Annotated in this window: 17 protein-coding genes and 2 pseudogenes; 5 read left to right on the top strand and 14 right to left on the bottom strand. The window is 62.2% G+C overall.

Features of this window, described 5'->3' with window-relative positions; genetic code table 11:
* Positions 1-3: 3 nt before the first annotated feature.
* Together SALMUC_RS09020 and SALMUC_RS09015 are read right to left on the bottom strand one after the other, a co-directional pair.
* Positions 4-621: a DedA family protein gene (locus SALMUC_RS09020; protein WP_020040292.1), complete on the bottom strand. Its 618-nt coding sequence runs from the start codon at positions 619-621 to the stop codon at positions 4-6.
* A complete protein-coding gene (locus tag SALMUC_RS09015) occupies positions 618-932 on the bottom strand; it encodes a hypothetical protein (protein ID WP_156883449.1) in 315 nt (104 codons plus the stop codon). Before SALMUC_RS09015 ends, SALMUC_RS09020 begins: the two co-directional genes overlap by 4 nt.
* Positions 933-1,120: 188 nt before the next feature.
* Between SALMUC_RS09015 and SALMUC_RS09010 the strand changes: the two genes are divergently transcribed.
* Positions 1,121-2,131 carry an IS30 family transposase gene (locus tag SALMUC_RS09010; RefSeq protein ID WP_020040290.1) on the top strand — a complete coding sequence of 337 codons (1,011 nt, stop codon included), beginning with the start codon at positions 1,121-1,123 and terminating at the stop codon, positions 2,129-2,131.
* 321 nt (positions 2,132-2,452) lie between these two features.
* On the opposite strand, the gene SALMUC_RS09005 is transcribed toward SALMUC_RS09010, so the two are convergent.
* Positions 2,453-3,475, bottom strand: coding sequence for an IS110 family RNA-guided transposase (locus SALMUC_RS09005; RefSeq protein WP_020040289.1), 1,023 nt, complete (start codon positions 3,473-3,475; stop codon positions 2,453-2,455).
* A gap of 159 nt (positions 3,476-3,634) precedes the next feature.
* Between SALMUC_RS09005 and SALMUC_RS09000 the strand changes: the two are divergent.
* Together SALMUC_RS09000 and SALMUC_RS08995 are read left to right on the top strand one after the other, a co-directional pair.
* Positions 3,635-4,651, top strand: a pseudogene (locus tag SALMUC_RS09000) (ISNCY family transposase); the annotation flags it as partial.
* Between the two features lie 2 nt (positions 4,652-4,653).
* A pseudogene (locus SALMUC_RS08995) lies at positions 4,654-6,015 on the top strand (IS5 family transposase).
* A gap of 84 nt (positions 6,016-6,099) precedes the next feature.
* Here SALMUC_RS08995 and SALMUC_RS08985 read toward each other — a convergent pair.
* The 11 genes from SALMUC_RS08985 to SALMUC_RS08935 form a co-directional block, all read right to left on the bottom strand.
* Complete coding sequence (locus SALMUC_RS08985; protein ID WP_281168849.1) at positions 6,100-7,026, bottom strand: 2-hydroxy-3-oxopropionate reductase; 927 nt, start codon at positions 7,024-7,026, stop codon at positions 6,100-6,102.
* Positions 7,027-7,038: 12 nt separating this feature from the next.
* Positions 7,039-8,031, bottom strand: coding sequence for a D-2-hydroxyacid dehydrogenase (locus SALMUC_RS08980; protein WP_020040285.1), 993 nt, complete (start codon positions 8,029-8,031; stop codon positions 7,039-7,041).
* Between the two features lie 217 nt (positions 8,032-8,248).
* Entirely contained in the window at positions 8,249-8,968 is a 720-nt protein-coding gene (locus SALMUC_RS08975; RefSeq protein WP_021120134.1) for a GntR family transcriptional regulator, read from the bottom strand.
* A 115-nt stretch (positions 8,969-9,083) separates the two neighbouring features.
* Positions 9,084-9,488, bottom strand: a complete 405-nt coding sequence (locus SALMUC_RS08970) for a TerC family protein (RefSeq protein WP_020040283.1) — start codon at positions 9,486-9,488, stop codon at positions 9,084-9,086.
* Positions 9,478-10,224, bottom strand: a complete 747-nt coding sequence (locus SALMUC_RS08965) for a ribonuclease activity regulator RraA (RefSeq protein WP_037371622.1) — start codon at positions 10,222-10,224, stop codon at positions 9,478-9,480. Before SALMUC_RS08965 ends, SALMUC_RS08970 begins: the two co-directional genes overlap by 11 nt.
* A 29-nt stretch (positions 10,225-10,253) precedes the next feature.
* Positions 10,254-11,279, bottom strand: coding sequence for a lactonase family protein (locus tag SALMUC_RS28185; RefSeq protein WP_084513957.1), 1,026 nt, complete (start codon positions 11,277-11,279; stop codon positions 10,254-10,256).
* Between the two features lie 6 nt (positions 11,280-11,285).
* Positions 11,286-12,494 (bottom strand): mandelate racemase/muconate lactonizing enzyme family protein, encoded by a 1,209-nt coding sequence (locus SALMUC_RS08955; protein ID WP_020040280.1) that lies wholly within the window; start codon positions 12,492-12,494, stop codon positions 11,286-11,288.
* A 10-nt stretch (positions 12,495-12,504) separates the two neighbouring features.
* Positions 12,505-14,259, bottom strand: coding sequence for a dipeptide ABC transporter ATP-binding protein (locus SALMUC_RS08950; RefSeq protein WP_020040279.1), 1,755 nt, complete (start codon positions 14,257-14,259; stop codon positions 12,505-12,507).
* A complete protein-coding gene (locus tag SALMUC_RS08945; RefSeq protein ID WP_037371407.1) occupies positions 14,259-15,404 on the bottom strand; it encodes an ABC transporter permease in 1,146 nt (381 codons plus the stop codon). The genes SALMUC_RS08950 and SALMUC_RS08945 overlap by 1 nt, the downstream gene beginning before the upstream one ends.
* A 5-nt stretch (positions 15,405-15,409) precedes the next feature.
* Complete coding sequence (locus SALMUC_RS08940) at positions 15,410-16,396, bottom strand: ABC transporter permease (protein WP_020040277.1); 987 nt, start codon at positions 16,394-16,396, stop codon at positions 15,410-15,412.
* A 247-nt stretch (positions 16,397-16,643) separates the two neighbouring features.
* Positions 16,644-18,548, bottom strand: a complete 1,905-nt coding sequence (locus tag SALMUC_RS08935; RefSeq protein WP_020040276.1) for an ABC transporter substrate-binding protein — start codon at positions 18,546-18,548, stop codon at positions 16,644-16,646.
* 507 nt (positions 18,549-19,055) lie between these two features.
* Here SALMUC_RS08935 and SALMUC_RS08930 point away from each other — a divergent pair.
* A complete protein-coding gene (locus SALMUC_RS08930) occupies positions 19,056-19,937 on the top strand; it encodes an NAD-dependent epimerase/dehydratase family protein (protein ID WP_020040275.1) in 882 nt (293 codons plus the stop codon).
* Positions 19,934-20,827: an aldose epimerase family protein gene (locus SALMUC_RS08925; RefSeq protein ID WP_020040274.1), complete on the top strand. Its 894-nt coding sequence runs from the start codon at positions 19,934-19,936 to the stop codon at positions 20,825-20,827. Before SALMUC_RS08930 ends, SALMUC_RS08925 begins: the two co-directional genes overlap by 4 nt.
* The last annotated feature ends 18 nt before the right edge of the window (positions 20,828-20,845 follow it).

The following is a 20,845-nucleotide window of genomic DNA, read 5'->3' as shown; positions in this document are numbered from 1 at the left end:
CAGTTAGCGCGCATCCGGGCCCGATGTCCAGTTTCGGGCCGCACGCACACGCCGTCTCCGGCGCCGCAGCATCTGCCAGGCGATCGCCGCGATGACGACGCAGGCCAGCAGGCCCGTGATATTGCCCGAAACGGCCGAGATCGCCGGGATCATCGGCGCGAAGGCGGCGCCCATGCCCATGTAGAGGGTCACCCAGACCGTTTCGCCGGCCAGGCCCCAGCCCAGGAAACGGCGCCAGGGCATGTCTCCGGCGCCGGCCACGAGGTTCAGCGCGGGCCCCAGCGGCGCGACCAACCAGCGGCTGAAGAACACCGCGCTTCCGCCGCGCGTCTCGAGGTAACGGCGCGCCAGGTCCATGTTGCCGTCCTTGCGGCCCTCGGGCAGTCGCCGGCCCAGGGCGCGGCCCAGAAGGAAGCCCAGGTTGTCCGCCGTGACCGCCGTGACCAGGCAGGTCAGCGCGGTCGCCACAGGTGCCAGTTCCTCGCTGACGACCAGCGTGCCCGAGACCATCACCATGAGCGAGGCCGGCATCAGCGGCACGCCTAGTGCACCGAGCCCGATCACCAGGACCAGCGCCGGCAGCCCGAGGTCGGACAGAAGTTCGAGCAGCTCGTCGCTCAAGGTTCCAGGGCCTCGACTTCGCGGCGCACGATCGCGAGCAGGTCTTCGAGCGGGATGCCGCGCGCCTCGGCGATGTCCTCCAGTGGCTGGCGTCTGTAGTCGGTCTCGAAGCCCAATGCCGGGCCCAGCGTCCGGGGCGGCAGGCGGTGCGAGCGTTCGATGTATCCCAGAGTCATCCAGCCCTCGGGCGCTTGATCGCGATGCGCGGGATCGCTCCAGTAGATGACGTGGTGAACCGTGCGCACCGCGTAGAACCCGGCGCCGGCAAGGGCCAGCACGATGACAGCTGTCAGGAAGCGGGTTCTGGGCACGGCGCGCATGTCCCGAGCATGCGCGAGAGATCGAGCGGCGTCAAAGCCTTGGACGGGGCGCTTCGACGCATCCGGTTACCGATTACTTTTACATAATACTGATTATAAGAACAATGGACTTGGGCAGGTGGATTCACAAACGAAGTGCAAAGTCTGTATGAAATTAGAAGCATGCATGGAGGATGTGAATGGGCCGCTGCTACCCCCACCTGACTTTCGAGGAACGCCGGAAGCTCGCGAAGTGGCGCGAAGCAAAGATGCCGGTTCCGGAAATCGCGGATCGGCTGGGTCGTGCGCCCTCCACGATCTATCGCGAACTGCGCAGGAATGTCTTTGAAGACGAGGAGATGCCGGAGCTGAATGGCTATCATGCCCTCGTCGCCCAGAAGATCTACGAAGAGCGGCGCGCGGTGCATCGCAAGCTGATCCGCAATCCTGAGATCAAGGCTGCCGTGGAAGATGCTCTGAAGAATGGGTGGTCACCGGAGCAGATCGCTGGCCGGATGCGGCTGGAACGCCATCCGATCCGAGTTAGCCATGAAACGATTTACCGCTTCGCCTACTCAAAGGAAGGCCGCGCCGAGCAGTTCCACCGCCACCTGCCCGAGCATCGTAGACGTCGCCGACCGCGCGGCCAGAGACGGCATCACCGCGGGCATATCTTCGATGCCCAGAGCCTGCGCAATCGACCTGCAGAGGTGGCGGACCGTGCCGAGTTTGGTCATTGGGAGTGCGACTTGCTAATGTTCCGCAAGGAAAACGGCAAGGTCAATGTGACTTCCTTGGTCGAGCGCGTCAGCCGGTTCACGGTAGTATTGCGCAACGAGGACCGCCAGTCGAAACCGATCATGGAGGCGCTCATCGGCGGGTTGTCCAAACTACCAGCCGATGCCCGGCGTTCGATCACCTTCGACCGCGGCACGGAGTTCTCGGCCTGGCCTCGACTGAAGGACGGCATGGGCACCGACAGCTGGTTCTGCGATCCGCAGGCACCATGGCAGAAAGGCACCGTCGAGAACACCAACAACCGACTTCGGCGACACCTGCCCCGCTCGACCGATCCGATATCGCTGACCCAGCAGCGGCTGAGGACCATCTGCCGGAAACTGAACGCCACGCCGAGGAAATGCCTCGGCTACCGCACCCCCGCCGAGGTCTTCGAGAGCCGTCTACTGGAGATCAGGAACCGGCCGGAATAGCGTCAAGTGTCAGACGTTGCGCTTCGGCGTGAGTCCACACCGCAAAGCTTGTGTGGTTGCCGCCTCCCATGCAAGGAGAACATTGCCTTTCTGAGCATGTGATCGAGTGCGAGCTTGTGTCAGGCCTTTTCGTGCGGCCTTACAAGCGCCGCTGGCCGATATGGAGATCCGCGGGTCAGCCCCAAAACTAAAATCCGGACTTCTTTGTCCTTAACTTTGCGCTGGTTTCGCTGACCCTGATCTGTTCGATCATTGTGCCCATATGGGGCATTGCCTTCCTCACATTCCTTTTTGCCTACCTTTCTCAGTTAGGGCGCTGTTTCATGCCGTCACTGGCGCTCGATATGCTTCGCGCTTGACCAACATCGCCCAGATGGCCCGTGCCATCTTGTTGGCCAACGCAACGGCGACGACCATTCTTGGCTTTCTGGCCAGCATGGAAGCCAACCACCCCGTCGTTACACCATGACCTCGAGAGGCCCAGTTCACCACTGACATCGCGCCGATGATCAGAAGGCGTCGGATATCGCGCTGCCCCATCTTCGATGTGCGCCCCAACCGCTGTTTCCCGCCGGTCGAGTTCTGCCTTGGAACCAACCCCAGCCAGGCGGCGAAGTCCCGTCCCCGCCGGAACGTCTCCATCGGCGGTGCGAAGGTTTCAATCGCGACGGCCGTGATTGGCCCGAGCCCCGGCATCGTTTGTAGCTGCTGCAACGTTTCTTGTTGCCGGGACTTGGCATGGATCTGCTTCAGTGCTTCATCAATCCGTTCGGTCTTCCGCCTGATTTCGTCCAGCAGGTCGCCGCAGATTTCCCGAACGTCATCCGGCAGCGTCCCCGTGTCATTCGAGATCAGCTCCGCCACCCGTCTCAGATGTCGGGGTCCCTTTGGAATGACATGTCCGAACTCGAACAAATAGGACCGGATGGCGTTGATCAGCTCGGTACGCTGTTTAACCAGCTTCTCCCGGAAACGAAACAAAACAGCACTCGCCTGTTGCACCTCCGATTTCGGTTCTACGAAGCGCATCGATGGACGTAGCGCGGCCTCGACAATCGCCTCAGCGTCGGCGGCGTCATTCTTCTGCCTCTTCACAAATGGTTTCACGTATTGTGGCGAAATCAGCTTGACCTGGTGCCCCAGAGCCTCCAGTTCGCGCGCCCAAAAATGGGCGCCACCGCACGCCTCCATGACGACAACAGATGCAGGCTGACCGGCCATGAACCGATGGAATTGCGGGCGTGAGAGCTTCTTTCGGAAGATGACCGACCCGTCCGCGGTCGCGCCGTGGAGCTGAAACACGTTCTTTGCCAGATCAACTCCGATGATAGTACCTTCGTCCATGGTTGCCGTCCTTCTTTTGCGTGGTCTCTACACTGCGCATTCTTGGCATATTGCGATGCCGTCGGGAGATGGCGGCAACCACCCCATCTAAAATGTCACCCGTGAGCAAAGCAGAAGTGTCACTCTCGCCTGCAGTGAGGACAGGTCGAGGGATGGGACATGGGATGGGTCATCATGAGCGAACGCGAGTTGCGGCGTGTCGAGGTTCTGGCGCAGATCGACGATGGTCGGCTGAGCGTTGAGAACGGCGCCCATGTACTGGATCTGACGAGGCGCCAGGTGTTCCGGCTGCTGAAGCGCTATCGAACGGATGGCGCGGCGTCGATCCGGCACAGGGCGCGCGGCAAGACACCGAACAATCGGATACATCCAGCCAAGCGTGATTATGCGCTGGCGTTGGTCAAGGATAACTATTCGGACTTCGGTCCGACCCTGGCGGCGGAGATGTTGGCCGAGCATCACGGAGTGAAGATCTCCCGGGAGACATTGCGCAAATGGATGGTCGAGGACGGCCTCTGGTTGTCGCGCAAGCAGCGCAGGACGTTTCATCAACCGCGCGTTCGCCGGGAATGCGTTGGAGAACTGATCCAGATCGATGGCTCGGACCATCGATGGTTCGAGGATCGTGGCCCGCCCTGCACCCTGCTCGTCTTCATTGACGATGCGACCAGCACCTTGATGGAACTGCGGTTTGTGAAGTCCGAGAGCACCTTCAGTTACTTTGAGGCGCTCGAGAGCTACCTGCTGAAGCACGGCCGCCCCGTGGCATTCTATTCCGACAAGCATACGGTGTTCCGTGTCGCCAAGGACGATGCCAAGGGCGGCGCAAGAATGACCCAGTTTGGCCGCGCGCTGAACGAGCTGAACATCGAGATCCTCTGTGCCAACAGCAGTCAGGCCAAGGGCCGCGTTGAGCGGGCGAACCGGACACTGCAGGATCGCCTGGTGAAGGAATTACGGCTGGCAGGCATCTCGGACATGGAGGCCGCGAACGCCTATCTGGACGCCTTCAGGGACCGCTACAACGCCCGCTTCGCCAAACTCCCGGCGAGACCGGACAACCTGCATCGTGCCTTGAATGTGGAGCCGGACCGGCTCGCAGATATCCTGTGCTGGCGCGAGAAGCGCTATGTCGGCCACCAGCTCACCTTTTCCTACGACCGCAAGCGGATCATGCCATGAAGCACCGCGATCGCGCTCCGGAACAGGATGACCTGCTGCGACCGCGGCTGGTCGACATGATCGACATGCGGCACGAGTTGGTGAAGCTGGCAGGCTTGATCGACGGGGAGTGGTTCGAGCGGGAATGGGCAGGGTTCTTTCCGGCACCCGCTGGCCGGCCGCCACGCATCCCCGACTCGTGGCCGGGCTCATGTATCTCCAACACACCTACGGCCTGTCGGACGAGGCCGTGGTCGCGCGGTGGATCGAGAACCCGTACTTTCGGCATTTCACCGGTGAGACGTTCTTTCAGCACCAACCGCCCATCCATCCCTCCTCGCTCAGCCGCTGGCGGGACCGGATCTGCGAAGAGGGCGCCGAATGGCTGCTGACCAAAACGATCGAGGCTGGTCGCTCGGCCGGGGTCGTCGATGACGACCGCCTGTCGCGCGTCTCCGTCGACACCACGGTGATGGAGAAGAACATCGCGCATCCGACCGATGCACGCCTCTTCGAGAAGGCACGGGCGAAACTGGTCGCGCTTGCGAAGGATCTCGGCATCGATCTGGCTCAGACCTATGCGCGCAAGGCGCCGCGGTTGGCCCAACAGATCGGGCGCTATGCCCATGCGCGCCAGTTCAAGCGCATGCGCAAGGCGCTGAGAACGCTGCGCGGGTACGCCGACCGTGTCATGCGCGATATCTGCCGGTAGCTCGACGCCATCCCGGAAGGTGCGGTGCGCGACGGCGTGGCCGAGATGCTGGCGCGGGTCTCGAAGCTGCTGTACCAGGCGCAGAAATCCAAGGGGAAGATCTACGCCCTGCACGAGCCCGAGGTCGACTGCATCTCAAAGGGCAAGGCACGGGTGCGCTACGAATTCGGCTGCAAGGTCAGCGTCGCCACCACCATCGACGGCGGGTTTGTCGTCGGCATGCGCGCCATGCCGGGCAACTCATATGACGGCCACACGCTGGCCGAGGCGCTGGAACAGGTCGAGACGCTCACCGACCAGCGCCCCAACCTCGCCGTCGTGGACAGGGGCTACCGCGGTCACGAGGTCCGCGGCACGCAAGTGCTGATCTCGGGCATGCGCCGCGGCATGACGCAAGGGCTGTGGGCGCAGCCGCAGAGTACGGCGCAGCGCGATCGAGCCGGAGATCGGCCACATGAAATCCGATGGCCGCCTGGCGCGATGCCCGCTCAAGGGCACCACAGGCGATGCGATCTTCGCCGTACTCTGCGGCTGCGGACACAACATCCGCAAGATCCTGGCCCGGCTCAGGCTTCTTTGGGCCCTGCTTCTCGTCTGGATCGCTGCCGCCGGAAGACCCTATCGCAAGGTCAACGGCAGCGGGCGCCTCTGCGAAATGGCCGCGTAGGCGTTATTCAAACCCGACTAAAGTAGTGTCTGCGATTTCATGCCCTGCAGCTCGATCATCATGACACCTCTGATCGGTTGCCAGTCAAACACCGATCTCATGCGCTGCCATGGTCTCCAGCGCACGGACCAGGGCCGAGTGATCCAGTTCTCCATGCCCCTGCGCTGCACAGGTGTTGAATAGTTCTTGTGCCAGCGCGGTCGATGGCAGCGCCAGCCTGAGACTACGGGCCGATTCCAGCGCGTTGTTGATGTCCTTCTGGTGTAGCGAGATACGGAACCCTGGTTCGAACGTCCGGTCGATCATGCGCTTGCCGTGCATCTCCAGGATCTTCGACGAGGCTAGGCCTCCCATGATCGCCTCTCGTACCTTGGCGGGATCGGCGCCCGCTTTCGAAGCAAAGAGCAAGCCTTCGGATACCGCCTCAATGGTCAGGGCGACGATGATCTGGTTAGCAATCTTCGCCGTCTGGCCCGCTCCGACGTCCCCCACCAGGGTGATGTTCTTGCCCATGGCCTCAAAGAGCGGAAGAACTTTGTCGAAATCCTGTTGTGCCCCGCCGACCATGATGGACAGAGTGGCTGCTTTGGCGCCTGCTTCGCCCCCGGAGACGGGCGCATCCAAATAGGCGCAGTCCAGCGAAGCGATGCGGCTGGCGAAATCTCGCGTTGCCACGGGAGAGATGGAGCTCATGTCGATTACGGTCTTGCCAGAGCTCAACCCCTCGGCAACGCCGTTCTCACCGAACAAGACCCCATCGACGTCCGGTGTATCCGGCAGCATGAGGATGATGACGTCAGAGGCTTCGGCAACCTCCCTAGCAGAGTCCGAGGCATGTCCGCCCATATCGACCAGCGGGCGGGACTTGTCCTTGACGCGATACAACTGGAGGTCGTGCCCCGCCTCGATCAGATGCCCTGCCATAGGCTGTCCCATAACACCGAGACCAATGAAACCGATTTTCATGTCGAATTTTTCCTTGTCTTGAGTAGAGTTTGCGGGCCATGCCACCAAGTGATGGGCTCAGCCTTTGGACCAGCTGTCCTCTTCACTGATCTGGTTCAGCATTTCTTGGCCCGTCCGATAGCGGTGCAGGTTGTCCAAGATCATCTTCAGTGACCTCTCGGACCGATCCGGTAGCTTGGCCGAGAAATGCGGCGTGATCAGCAAGTTGGGTACATCCCAAAGCGGGTGACCCTCAGGAAGAGGCTCCGGCGTCATGACGTCTATACCGGCCCCCGCAATTCGTCCTTCGGTGAGGGCCGCGATCAAAGCGTCCTGATCGACCACCGCCCCGCGCGCGAGGTTCACCAGGATGGCCGAGCGTTTCATGCGCGCGAACTGTTCCGCCCCGATCATGTGATGGGTAGCATCGGACAGGTTGATGACCAGCGCAACGATGTCGGCCTGTTCCAGGATCTCGTCGATCCCCTCGCCCTTGTCGCTGCAATACATCTGGTCCACGCCCTCGGGGGCCGGTTCGTCGCGGCGCCGGTAACCCAGGACCTTCATGTTGAAGGCCTTGGCGCGGGTGGCGAGCTCCTTGCCGGTATTCCCCATGCCGATGATCCCCATCGTGCGGCCGGAGAGCGCAAAGAGATCGTCCATTTCTGGCACCCGGCGCCATTCATGCCGTTTCTGCGCCTCGTAGAAGTCCGGATAACGGGCGCAGAGCATCAGCGAGAACATCATCACATGCTCTGCCAGCGCCGGACCCGACCGGCCAGCCGAACCGGTGACGATCAGCCCCTTTTCAAAGACCTCCGGGCGCGCCGACCTGGTCAGGCCCGCATGGTCGCAATGCACCCATTTCAGCCGTGGGGCGTCGATGAAGCGCTGATCGAGGTCGCTGTGGAGGATCGCGATCTCGGCCTCGGCCAGCGCGGCTTCGACGGCCGCATCGTCGCTGGTATCGACACGCAGCATCCGTCCCGGCGGAAGCACCGCCTCGAGCCGGGCCCACTGGTCGGTATCAAAGGGCAAGTTGCTGGAAAGGAAAGTTGCCGTGTTTGTCATTTGCCCCGTCATCGCCCCTCAGGTTTCTACATTATTTTATTCACTTAGTGTGCTATATTCAAACGAAAACTGCGCTCATGACCTGAGAACATGCGACAAGCCTCTGAAATACATCGAGAACGGCCGCCGATGATGCGTGACGGATCATCGGTTCCGGTGCAGCACCACCGGACCGTCGCGGAAAGCCGGAACTCGGATCGTGAACCGGTTCGGCCGCTCAGTCGGCCGCCTTCAGGCGCTTGCGGCGCAGGCGGTCGAGGAAAGCCGTCTGCGTGTTGACAAGATGCTCCTTGATGGCGCGCCCGGCTTCCTCTGCCTCGCCCTTTTCCACGGCCTCGACGATGCGCCAATGCTCGGCAGAAGACCGGCGCATCTGGGCAAGCGTGGGCGGGTCCGACTTCGACAGGGCCTGCAGCCAACTGTCATGTTTGCGGATGATCGAGACGGCCTCGGTGTTGTGGTGGCTGTCCACGATACAGCCGTGGAAAGCGAGATTGGCCTCGCGAAACCCTATCTCATCGCAGGCCTGGACTGCCTTCTCGCAGTCTTCCTGGTGGCGTCGCAATTGGGCAATCTCGTCGGAAGACGCGGATTCGACGAACCCCTTCGCGACATATTCCCACAGAACGATCTTCAGTTCGAACACGTTCAGGAGCATGTCCTCGCTGATTCCGCGCACGCTGGCGCCGCGGTTGGGCTCGATTGTGACCAGCCCTTCGCCCTCCAGTACCTGAAGCGCCTCGCGCGCGGGATTGGTGCTGGTGCCGTAACGCTTTGCGACCTCGGAGACTTTCAGGCGCGTCCCCGCCATGAGTTGCCCACCAAAGATCTCTTCGCGAAGCAGATGCGCAATCCGACTATAGCCGGGTTCCCGGACTTTCCTGGTTTTCGGCCCGGCACCCGAGCTGAGCTGCGTATTTCCTGTTGCCGGATCCATTGTTTTCCTCTCGCTCGGACGTTTGCCCGGTTGTTTTCGGCGGGCAGGATCATTCCGAGCCCTACAGTCCACCGAGGATTACATGACTTCGACGGTATATACCAATACGACGAACTTACACATTATGCGCCCGCCCGTGGCCTTGAGCAGGCAACACGTGGTTTCGGCGGATCGACGATCTAAGCGCAAGCCCGCTCATGGCCACGCCTCCCATCCTCGGAGATATGCACGACCGACTCCGCATGCCAAAGTCCGCGATCAAGATGTCCCAGGTCAGGAACCGGCCCTGCCATTTAGGCGAAATGGACTTGATCTTGTTGGCATTGTCGAAGGACAGGCTGATCTCAAGCACTATCAGAACGGCACAGGTAAAGAAGAGCGTCAGTATGCCGGAGGCCGTGCCGGTCGCGTTCCGGCAGTCAACCGCACCAAGAACCAAGCCTAGTACAGTGACGGCAAAGGCCCAGCGAAGATGATGGATCATTGGCTCGCCAGTACGGCGGATGGTCTCAGTGCTCATCGTGCTTGATCCGATGGTAGAAATAGGAGGCATCCTTAGCCGCAAGCCATGCCTCGTAGGCAGCGCGATTTTCCTCTTTTGTGCACGGATAGAGGCCAATGATCGTGTCGCCTGTGGCCACCCGTTCGGCCACGAAAGCCTCGAACGCGGTCATCTCGACACATTCATCTGCGACCTCGTCGGCGATCCCGGCCGGAACCACGATCACGCAATCCGCGTCACCCACTATCACGTCACCCGGAAAGACCGGCGCGTCGCCGCAACCGATCGGCTCGTTGATGGCAATGGCCTCGTTATTGGTCAGGTTCGTCGGGCTGGACGGGCGCGAATGGTAGGCGGGGATGTCCAGCGTGGCGATATTCATTGCATCGCGAAACCCACCGTCGGTGACCACCCCAGCCCCGCCGCGTTTCATCAACCGCGTGATCAGGATGTCCCCCGCCGAGGCGGCCTCTGCCTGCTTGCGGCTGTCCATGACCAGAACATGCCCTTCCGGACAGGTTTCGATGGCGACGCGCTGCTTGTGCTCTGGATTACGAAAAGCCTCGATCCCGTTGCGATCCTCGCGGGCGGGCACATAACGCAGGGTGAAAGCGGGACCGACCATGTTCTGCCCCTTCCAACCCACTGGATGCACGCCCTGGATCACCTGGTGGCGCAGACCACGCTTGTAGAGCGCCGTGGCAATGGTCGCGACAGAGATATGCTGGAACTTCTCGCGGGTGCTCTTTTTCATCGTCAGGTCCTTGAGGTGAAGTTCGAAGTTCAAAGCGCCAGCGTCCAGCTGGGCACGGCACCGATTTCAGTCCGGGTGACGCGATCGGGCAGCCCGTCCCCGTCAATACGATAGACCCATGCCTCGCCACTCTTCTCGCCAAGTGCGACAAGGTGGCGTCCCGTGACACATAGGTCAAATGCAGTCGGGCACTCTGGCGCAGGAACGGCACCGATCAACTCCATCCCGCCGTGTGTTCCGGTACGGTAAGCGAAGATCTGCGAGGTGCTGCGCTCGGAAGCATATAGCACAGTCTGATCCGGCCCCAACCGCAGTTCGGCGGCCCAAGCCCTTTTCACGCCAGGCAGCATCTCGACCCTGTCCAGCACAGACAAAGAACCAGTTTCGGCATCCACGTTCAGTGACGTCAGCGTCCCCGCGAATTCCGACAACAGGTAGGCGCGTGTCCCGTCTGCGGTGAAAACGATGTGCCGCGGCCCGGAGGCCTCCGGCAGTTCGAGCCGGGTCAAAGGTTTCAGATCACGGCGCGCGGCATCAAAAGCGTAGCTCTGAACGAAATCGCCCCGTAGGCTGGTCACATAGGCCAGTCCATTCGCCGCCATGACCAGGCAATGTGCCTTGAAAGCCTCCTGCGTCAGGAGCGGGTCGCCCGCCCTGCCCTCCTCGTCAATCACGCTGACAGCGATCACGCTGCCCGTGTTGGATGTCGACAGCACAACCTGGCCGCATGAGGAGACGGTGGTATAACACATGCTAGCGGGCAGGCTGGCGCCCCCAAGGCAGGTCAGGCGGCGTGCATCGCGATCAAGGGCAAAGCTGAACAACCGGAATGCTTCGCCGCGCCAGGCGACGTAGATCCGGCCCTTGTCCGCGCTCGCGGCCATCGGCACGCCGCGGCAGCTGCCCGTGCCCCCGGGCAGAAACTGCTTGTCTATGACGTCAAACGCGCCCGTCACCGGAGCCAACGCGCAGAGCGCCACCGCACCTTCTCCCGCCAGAGCAACCGCCCATAGGCCGTCCGCTGTCTCATGTCCTGTGTCCACTGCCAGAACCATGCCCGCTCAGGCCTCGTCCGACCGCTTCAGGCGCAGGCGAGACCGCCGGCGCAGCCGGGGCTGAAAATAGACGCATTCGCCAAAAGTTCCCGGCTCATAGGCGTTTTCGTTGTCCGGCATGTCCGCCACATTGCGTTGGCTGGGGTACTTCTCGATTTCTTCTTCGACCAGTTCCACGCCAAGACCCGGTGCATCCGGCACCGGCAAGGCGCCATTCTCAGCCTTGAGCACCGGTGTTACAACCTCGTAGCGGCCCTGCCAATCGATCTCGACCCGTTCCAGCATCAGCACATTCGGGATCGTCGCCATGACATGCAGCGCGGCAAACTCTGCCACGGGACCAAGCGAACCGGAGTGCGGCGCCATCGTGATGTAATGGGACTCGGCCATTGCCGCCATCTTGCGCATCTGGGTTAAACCCCCGGCCCGGCCGGTGTCGGGTTGGATGACGTCCACAAGGTCGCGTTCGACATAAGGACGGATGCCCCAGATCGTGCTGACACGTTCGCCCGCAGCTAGTGGGATGTCTACAGCATCGCGCACCCTCTCCAGCGCGTCGAGGTTTTCCGGCGCAACTGGGTCCTCGTAGAAAAGCAGGTCCAGTTTTTCCAGTTCGCGCCCGACCGCTATCGCGTCGGCGGGGGTCATCCAGGACGGCCCGTGCGCGTCGACCATCACGTCGGCCTCCGAACCCACCGTCTCGCGGATCGCCGCCACGAGATCGAGATCCACGCCGCCGGTGAAACCGACCTTCACCGCGCTGTAGCCGCGCTCCATCAGCTCGCGCGCGCGCTCGGGCGACTTCGCGTGGCCGTAGACAGGGATCGTGTCGCGGAACTTGCCACCCAGAAGGTTCCAGACGGGCTGGCCCAGCACCTTGCCCTTGATGTCCCAAAGCGCCATCTCGATGCCCGTCAGGGCGCCGCCGCCGACGGTTCCGGTAATGCCGTGGCCCATCGTCCCGACATAGAGACGGTGCCACAACCGGTCGATGTCACGCGGATCCTCACCGATCAGGATGGAGGCAAGATCCTGCACCGCCCGCTCGATGACCCTTGGCCACCCCGAGCATTCGCCAATGCCGTAGACGCCCTCGTCGGTTTCAACCTTTAGGAAGAGCCAGTTTCGCGAACCGCGGAATGAACCGGCCCCGGCCGGCATGCCCGGCCGCGAGCCGACCTGCATCAGAAAGGTCTTGATGTCTGTTATCTTCATGAAAGGAACCTCAGATGGCTTCGCGGTAACGAACACGCTGCTTCTGTCCGCGCGCCCGCGGATCCGCCACCGGGACGGCCGAAAGCAAGGACTGGGTGTATTCGTGCTGTGGAGTGTTGCAAACCGTCTCGGTATCGCCGGTTTCGACGATCCGGCCGCGATACATGACCGCGATGCGGTCGCAGAAATAGCGGATGACGGCGATGTCGTGGCTGATCAGGATGAAGCTCAGATCCAGCCGCTCCTGAAGATCCAGTAGCAGGTCGAGGATCTGCGTCCGCAAGCTGACATCCAGCGCCGAGGTCGCCTCGTCCGCGATAATGATGCGCGGGTTGGGCGCGATCGCACGGGCGATGGAGACACGCTGACGCTGGCCGCCCGAGAAAGCGTGCGGATAGCGCATATATGCCGACACCGGAAGCCCCACCAGTTCGAGCAACTCGTAGACTCGTTCACGGATCTGCGGGCCGGTCAACTTGCCTTCGACGACAAGCGGCTCGGCGATGATCTGGCCTATCGTCATGCGCGGATTGAGCGACGAGAACGGGTCCTGAAACACGGTGCGAATGTCGCGCCAAGGTTGCTCCAGCTGGTTTTCCGTGAGCGGCGCGAGATCGCGCTCCAGTCCGGAGCTGTCGGTGTAGAGGATCCTCCCGGCAGTGACATCGTGCACGCGCTGCAGACAGCGTCCAAGCGTGGTCTTGCCCGAACCGCTTTCGCCGACGATGCCCAGGTTCTCGCCAGAACGAAGCTCGAGCTCAGCGTCGTTGACGGCGACCAGGCCTTCGACCTCCGTTCCGAACCAACTCTTGCTACCACCGAACACCTTGCGGACGTTGTCCGACACCAAACATGGCGCGCCCACCGGACGTTCCTTGCGCATGGCAAGCCGCCGTTCCGACGGGTGATCGAGTTCGCGAACTGAATTAAGTAGGCGTTGCGTGTAGTAGTGCTGAGGTCTCTCGAAAATGTCGTAGACATCACCGGTCTCGACCACCTTGCCGAACCGCATGACCGCGATCTCGTCCGCGATTTCCGCCACCACGCCCATGTCGTGCGTGATGAACAGGACCGCCATGTCGCTGTCGTCCTGGATCGAGCGGATCAGGTCGAGGATCTCGGCCTGGATGGTCACGTCAAGCGCCGTCGTCGGTTCGTCCGCGATGAGCACCGTGGGATTGCAGGCCAGCGCCATGGCGATCATCGCCCGTTGCCGCATGCCCCCCGAAAACTCGAAAGGGAACTGGTCGATAGCCTTGCCCGGGTTCGGGATCTCGACCTTGCGCAGCAACTCGAACGTCCTTTCGCGCGCGTCCTTCTTCGAGACCGGCTCGTGCAGACGGATCGCCTCGCCGACCTGATCGCCGATCCGGTGGACCGGTGACAAGGAACTCATCGGCTCCTGGAAGATCATGGCGACGTCGCGCCCACGCAGGCTGCGGATCGCCCTGGACTTTGGGTTGAGTTTCAGCAGGTCGACAGTCTCTTCCCCTGCACCGGCACGCGCAGTGCGGTGCCGGTGCAGGAGCGCCTGCCCCCCGGCCACCCGGCCCGGCGGATCGACGATCTGCAGAATCGAACGCGACATCACGCTCTTGCCAGAGCCGCTTTCACCGACGACGCACAGGGTCTTGCCGGCGTGAAGTTCAAGCGAGACGTCATCAACCGCGCGGAAGGCTCCGCGCTTGGTCACGAATTCGGTCGTTAGGTTCTTGAGTTCCAGAACCGGCGTGTTCCACTCGGAAGTCATTGTTTCACCATCCATCAGTGACTGTCCTGCACATAGGGGTCGGCCGCGTCACGCAGACCATCGCCTAGGAAATTCAGAGCCAGCACCGCAAGGCAGACTGCGCCACCGGGTGCGAAAAGCCAGGGGGCCTGGGCGATAGAGCGGATGTTCTGCGCCTCCTTCAGCAGCACGCCCCAAGAGATGATCGGCGGCGTCAGCCCGAGCCCGAGAAACGACAGCGACGTCTCGGCAATGATCATCACGGGGATCGCCAGCGTAACCGAGGCGATGATGTGGCTCACCATCGAGGGCATCATGTGCCGGAAGATCACCCTGCCACGCTTGCAGCCATCAAGCCGGGCCGCGGTCACGAAGTCCTCGGTCCTCAGAGCCAGGAACCTACCACGGACGACACGGGCGAGTTCAGTCCAGGCCACCAGTGACAGGATGATGGTGATCGCGAAGTATCGCGCCAGAGGAGACCAGTCCTGCGGCAGTGCCGCGCTCAGGCCCAGCCAGATCGGAATCGTCGGCAACGAGATCACCAGCTCGACGATACGCTGGATGAACATGTCGACCTTGCCACCGTAGTAGCCGGAGACCCCGCCAAGGATCAGCCCCAGCAGCAGGCTGAGCCCCACGCCGATCAGGCCGATGGACATGGAGACCCTGGTTCCGTAGATCGTCCGGCTGAGCATGTCACGCCCCAGGCGATCGGCGCCCAGGAGGAAGAACCTCTCATCGGAGTTCTCGGTCGTGAGGAAATGGCGCTCCATCGGGATGAGGCCCCAGAGCTTGTAGGGCTCTCCCTTGCCGAAGAAGTCGAGGTAGATCTTATCCTCTGGGTTCTCGGTATAGGTGGTCTTGAGCGTAAACTTGTCCCGCTCCATCGTCATCCCGATCACGTGCGGGCTAAAGGACCAGCCGCCGTCGGCGTCGTGGTCGATGAAACGAACCATCTGCGGCGGGTGGTAGATGTTTGCCGACGAACTCTCGTTCGGGTCGAATGGAGCGAGGATTTCGGCAAAGGCACCCACGAGGTAAAACATCAGTACGATGATCGCGCCAGTCATGGCCAGCCGATGCCTGCGGAAGGCGATCCAGATCAAGCGCCACTGAGACGCGAAATCTTCCGGTTTCTGTTCAAGGGCTCGGGGGTCGGTTTCGGTATTGGCAGTCATGTGTGTCACCGGAAGCGAATGCGCGGGTCGATCACCGCGAGCAGGATGTCGGAAACGAGCATCCCGACGATGGAAAGACAGCAGAGCAGAAGGATGAAGGCGCCCGCGAGATACATGTCCTGTGCCAGAAGCGCCTGCAGCATGAGCGGTCCCGATGTCGGCAGCGAGAGCACGAAGGCCGTGATGACGGCGCCCGAGATCAGTTGCGGAAAGGCCCAGCCGATCGTCGAGATGAACGGATTGATCGCGATGCGCACGGGATATTTCATGATGAGCCGGAACTCGGACAGACCCTTGGCCCGTGCGGTCGTCACGTACGGGCGGTACAGCTCATCCAGAAGGTTGGCGCGCATGATGCGCACGAGGCTTGCGGTCGCGCTGGTGCCGAGGATGATGACGGGAATCCAGATGTGCGACAGGAGGTCGCCGACCTTCGCCAGGGACCACGGTGCGTCCTGATACTCGGAGGAAAAGAGGCCGGAGACGTCCGAACCGAAGTGGACCACAGCGACGTACATGAGGACGAGCGCAAAGAGAAAGTTCGGGGTGGCGAGGCCGATGAACCCGATCGTCGTGAAAAAGTAATCGCCGATCGAGTACTTGCGTACAGCCGAGTAGATCCCGATGGGCAGGGCGACGGCCCAGGTAAACATCAGGGTCGCCAGCGCCAGGGTGACCGACAGCGCCATGCGCTCCCAGATCAGTTGCCCTACCGGCTGCTGCCATTCAAAGGAAATTCCGAAATCACCCTGAAGAACGCCGCCGATCCAGCGGAGGTACTGGACGATGAACGGCTGGTCGAAGCCATAGCGTTCACGCAGCGCATCAAGCCTTGCCTCATCCACCACGTCGCCAGATTGCGCCAGCGTCGCGGCGAAGGTCGTAAGATAATCCCCGGGCGGTGCGGAGATCAGCGCGAAGGCAATGAGCGACACCGCGAACATGAACGGGATGGCCCAAAGGACGCGGCGTCCGATGTAGAAAAGTAGCATCAGAAAGCCCCAGTGTGCTGTTTGCTTCGTCCGGAGCAGGCCCGCCTTGCTCTATTGTCTGCCGAACAAGGGAGCGCATGGTCCACGCATGAACTGTCCGGGGCGAGTCCGGGCTGGAGTTGTTTCGTCATCGGTCCATTCTTTCGGAAAGCTGTCTTAGGAGCGGTGACACGAGCGTGTTGCCACACGCGGCGGGTCTAGCTCGGGGTGGCTGCGCCGCCCTGCGGGTGGCGCAGCCTGGAGAGGTTCACTCGTCCTGCCAGAACCAGGTCTGCGGCAGGGTCGGCGACGGCGTCGGATAGTACCAGGAACTCGGCATGCTATCCGGCACGTTCTTCAGGTCGTTCTTGACGATGCCGTAGGTCGGGACCGCTGTGGAAACGCCGATCACCTCGAACTCTTCCGCCGCGATGTCGGCGATCTTGTGGAAGGTCTCGATGCGTTCCTGCGGATCGGTCAGACCGCGCGCCTTTTCGTAGAGTTCCAGCCGCGTCTTGATGGTCTCAGGCGGCTCTTCGCCTTCGGCACCACCGCTCAGATACCAGTCCCGCCATGCGATGCCGTAGCGGCTGTCATGGTGCACCGGGACGAGCATCTGCGGGATCTGGCCGGGAACCCAGCTTTGCGTCGCCCGCCAGACTGCGGCGTCATGGTCATTGCTGTTGGAGGTCCGCTCGTAGAAGAACGTGCGCTCCATCGGGTTGATCTCCATGTCGACGCCCAGTTCGGCCCACTGCTGCTCGATCAGTTGCAGCGAGTCGACCCAGGTGGGATCAAAGGTTGGGATCACATCGACCTGGAAGGTGACCGGCTCGCCGTTGTCCATACGCCGGATGCCGTCTTCGCCCCGCTCCAGTCCGAGACCATCCAGCAGTTCGTTCGCCCTTTCCGGATCGTGCTCGAGATACTGCGTGGCAATCTGCTCATGGTAATAGGGATGATCCTCGAACGGCCCTTGTTGCCACGGCTCACCCTCGCCCAGCATCACCGTATCGATGATCTCCTGGCGATCCATGCCGAGCGAGAGCGCGACGCGGAAGTCCTCCTCGTTGAACAGTTCACGCAGATCGGGATCCTTGTGCGTCAGGTTTAGGCTGATCGACATGTCCGTGCCGCCGGTCGACTTGGCCTCGAAGAAGCGGTAATCGCCTTTCTCCCGATTTTCGGCCAGAACCGGCCGGTTCGACGGCGGGTCGATGTGGCGCAGACCGAAATCGACATTGCCGCCGATGACCGACAGGATCAGGCTTTCGACGTCCTGATCCACCGGCGCGACAACCTGGTCAATGTAGGGAAGCTGTTTGCCCTCGGTGTCGATCTGCCAGAAGTACGGGTTGCGCTCGAGGACGACGCGTGTCGTACCGCCGACGTAGGGCTCCTTGATGACCCAGGGGTCCAGCGTCGGCCGCTCGGGATTGCCCCAGCGGGCAGGGATCTCGAGGTCGCCGCACTTCTGCAGGAACAGATTCTGCCAATCCGAGGCATCGTTCGCTTCGATCAGCTTATCCAGACTGTCGTTGTAGCTTGGCAGAAACTGCGAGCAGTAGTGCTTGGCGTAGAGAACCGGGTGCTGACCCAGAGGGCTGGCAAGCTCTGCGAGAAAGTCGCCATAAGGCTCCTTGAAGGTGAAGCGCACCGTGTAGTCGTCGACCTTCTCGACCTTCATGGGCTCGCCACCGGACATGTAGCGCGGCGGGGTCGGCGCGAAGTCCTCGTTCATGACGAGGTCCTCGATGTTGAACATGATGTCGTCTGCCGTGAACGGCTCGCCGTCCGACCACTTCATCCCGTCCCGGAGATGGAACGTGAACACGCGACCGCCTTCGGTGACCTCGAAGCTCTCGGCCACGTTGGGAACGATCTCGGTGTAATCGGGATCCCAGCGCACGAGCCCCTGGGGGCCGACGACACGCAAGATATGATTGTGGTCGGAACTTCCCCGCAGGTAGATCCGAAGATCGCCGCCGTAGTCGCCGACGGCATTCAGAGGCTCCACGACCTCTGGCTCGTCGCTGACGCGCTCGACCACCGGCGGCAGCTCCCCGGCCTCGACCATCTGCGCCAGCCCGGGCGCCTGTCCCGTCGCGGTCTGCGCGACTGCTGGAATCGCGAGCATCGGAAGTACCGCAGCGCTCAGCATCAGGTGAGCCATCGAGCGCCTCGCGGGCCCGGATGCGCCCGAAGCAATATCTCGTTTCATTTCCATCCTCCCTTTTCGGGCGCGCTCACCTCCGGCCCTGGTCTCCATCCCTGACCGACGGTAGCGCGCAACAATGTTGGTAATGCACCAATTTACACTAATCAACCTTTATTATACATTATTTATGGCGTAGAATGCAGTTGAGGATCTGATCCGCTCTGCCTCCGTCCGCCAGGAGGCGGTAAATGACCGTAAAATAGAGAGGAAACGCATGCCACCAGCCCATGGACAGCAGTAGAAGTGAACTTAAAATTGTACATTCTCTTGACCACAGCGCCGAAAGCACGGCATCTCTGCAAGCGGTCCGGGGCGTTTTCCGCCTGGCCTCGCAAACTGAAAAGAACAGTCCCATCGCCTGCGCTGCGTGAGCCATACGAGCGCTTTCGCAACCGTGCGGGGATCGTCCCGCCCGGGCCTGAACACACGCTGCACCGGCGACTTCCCGAGGGCATCTGACACATGTCGAACAACACCCAATCGACCACCGATCGAAGGCTGCACACCCCAGAGTCGCCCCTGCGCCACTCGACCAGCCGCATCGCCCTGACCGGCGGAGCCGGCCGTGTCGGCACGGCGCTTCGTCGCGCCCTTGCGGGCAGAACTGGGGGAATCAAGATCGTCGATACTGCCGATCCCGGCCCCCTCGCAGCGGATGAGACCTGGGACCGGGTCGACATATCCGACGGCGAGGCCCTGACGGCATGCGTTGCAGATACAGACGCCGTGGTGCACCTTGCCGGGTACCCTAACGAGCGCGGCATCGAAGAGATCCTTCACATCAACGTCCTGGGAACGCACAACGTGCTCGAGGCGGCGCGCCGCAACGGGATCGAGCGCGTGGTCTTCGGCTCCTCGAACCACGCGGTTGGCTTCTACCCGCGCGAGACCCTGGTCTCCAACACGGACCCGATGCGTCCCGATACCCTCTACGGGCTGAGCAAATGCTGGGGCGAGCTCGAAGCGGGCCTCTACTTCGACAAGTTCGGGATCCGGACGCTGAACATCCGAATCGGCAATGCCGGCGACCGCCCTACCGATGCGCGGGCGCTCAACATGTGGGTCAGCGCGCGCGATCTCGCGCAGCTTGTCCTGATAGGGCTGGAGCACCCCGACATCACCTGCACGACGGTGTTCGGCGTCTCCCGCGTGCCTTCCGGCTGGTGGGACAACAGCGCCGCGACACGGCTCGGCTACGTGCCGGCGGATACCTCCGAAGCGCTGGCCGGCCCGGAGACGCGCCACGAGCGGCCGTCGCCCCTGCCACAAGTCGCCGGGTATTTCCAAGGCGGGCGATTCTGCGTCATCGACCATGATGGCGAGATCCGTCAGCGGCTGCCATGACCGCGCCCGGGACATTCTTGGCGCGGGAGCGCGAGACCTACGACATTCGCAACGCCCGCCTCGCGGCGCGCTTCGCGCCCTCGGCCGGCGGGCGAATACTGTCGCTGACCCACGTCGAGCACGGCGATATCCTGGTGCCGTTGCGGGACACATCTTTCGACCCGGCGAACTGGCCTAAAGCGGGGGCTTTTCCGCTGTTCCCGTTCCACAACCGGTTGCGCGATGCCGCCTTCCGCCTCGCAGGACAGCAGGTCAGGCTGCGCCCCAACACGGCAAACGGCAAGGACGTCATGCACGGCCCGGCCCACCGCCGCCCTTGGCGCCTGGCCCTGCGAGAGGCAGACCTTCTCGAGATGGTTCTGGATTATCGCTCCGACGAGGACTGGCCATTCGACTTCACAGCCAGGCAGCGTTTCGAGCTGAAGGAGGACGGCCTTGCCATCCGGCTGGAGCTGACGAACACGGGCCGGTTCGATATGCCCGGCGGCATCGGCTGGCACCCGTATTTCATGCACTCCGGGGAAATCCGCGTCAGGGTCACTGCGGCGCGGCAATGGACCCCCTTCGGCCCAGCGGGACTGTCCGCATCGGTCGCATGGAACAACGCCGCCTCGTGCGACCCCGGGCCGGCAACGGGCGTGACCCGGCACTACTCGGGCTGGAGGACCGCGACGGCCCAGGTCGACGATGGCATCGCTATCAGCCTGTCGGGCGACGCCGCGCTCTCGCATCTCGCAGTACTGCAAAAAACCGACTACCTCTGCATTGAACCCGCTTCGCATGTCGCCGGCGCGCTCGAAACTCTGCCGAACGCTTGTGCCGAGACCGGCTTGCGACTCCTCCGTCCAGGGGAGCGCCTGTCCGGCACTACCCTGTTGCGCGTCAACTGAACTGCCCATGGTGGGGGC

The organism is Salipiger mucosus DSM 16094 (assembly GCF_000442255.1).
GTDB lineage: Bacteria > Pseudomonadota > Alphaproteobacteria > Rhodobacterales > Rhodobacteraceae > Salipiger > Salipiger mucosus.
This window is presented reverse-complemented; position numbering and strand designations above follow the sequence as displayed.